At 66.4% G+C, this 1,133-nt stretch carries 2 protein-coding genes; both read left to right on the top strand.

What is annotated here, in order from left to right; translation table 11 throughout:
* Positions 1-464 (top strand): potassium-transporting ATPase subunit KdpC (gene kdpC / locus BTW07_RS18755; RefSeq protein ID WP_075571660.1); only part of this gene is annotated, 464 nt, incomplete at its 5' end.
* A gap of 49 nt (positions 465-513) precedes the next feature.
* The coding region (locus tag BTW07_RS18750; protein ID WP_482822367.1) for a histidine kinase at positions 514-1,133 on the top strand (620 nt) is incomplete at its 3' end.

Genomic DNA, 1,133 nt, shown 5'->3' with positions numbered 1-1,133 from the left:
TGGGGTTTTCGCATCAGGCCAACGGCAGTCTGCTGGCCGATGCGGAGGGTCGGGTCATCGGCTCGTCGCTGGTGGGTCAGCGATTCACCAGCGAACGCTATTTCCAGGGTCGACCTTCGGCGGTGGATTACGCGGCCGGCGCGGTTGGCGGTTCCAACCTGGCGCCGAGCAACCCGGCATTGCGGGAACGCGCCGAGGCCGACGCCGGGCAGATCACCGCCCGCGACGGCGTCGAGCCGGGCCGGATACCGGTGGACCTGCTGACCGCTTCTGGCTCAGGCATCGACCCGGCCATCAGCCCCGAAGCGGCAGCCATCCAGGTCGATCGTGTCGCGCGCGCGCGCGGCCTGTCCCCTTCGGCTGTCACGGCGCTGGTCGAGCGCTATAGTGACAGCGGCGGCTGGCTCGGTCAGCCGACCGTCAACGTGCTGGCACTCAATCTGGCACTGGACGCTATCGAATGAGGTCGAGACGCGTCCGCTACCCTGAAGCGGATTGTCGGAGATCGAAACCGTGAATCATTCCCGCGAGGTGCAGCGCCCCGATCCGGACGCCCTGTTGGCAACGACGCGGGCCGGTCATGACGGATCGCTGCGAATCTTTCTCGGCGCTGCCCCCGGCGTGGGCAAGACGAGTGCCATGTTGCGCACCGCGCGGGAACGTTTCGACGCCGGGGGCGACGTGCTGCTGGGCGTCATCGAAGCACACGGCCGCGATGAGACCGAACGCCTGTGCGACGGGCTGCCGAGTCTGGCGCTGACGCCCAGGGAACGTCATGGGCGCACCTTCCATGAATTCGACCTAGACGCTGCGCTGGCGCGTCGACCGCAGATCCTGCTGGTCGACGAACTGGCCCATCGCAATATTCCCGGCGGTCGTCATGCCCGGCGCTGGCAGGATATCGAAGAGCTGCTCGATGCAGGTATCGATGTCTGGACCACGCTCAACGTCCAGCATGTCGACAGTCTCAACGACGACGTGGCGCGGATTACCGGTATTCGGATGCGCGAAACCGTACCCGATCGGCTGATCGCTCGAGCCCGGGACATTTCGTTGATCGATCTCACGCCGCAGGAGCTGATCGAGCGCCTGCAGCAGGGCAAGGTCTACGTGCCGGAACAGGCGCGGACGGC

Source organism: Salinicola socius, from assembly GCF_001937195.1.
GTDB classification, from domain to species: domain Bacteria; phylum Pseudomonadota; class Gammaproteobacteria; order Pseudomonadales; family Halomonadaceae; genus Salinicola; species Salinicola socius.
Note: the sequence above shows the minus strand (reverse complement) of the source record. Positions and strands in the feature narration are given on the sequence as shown.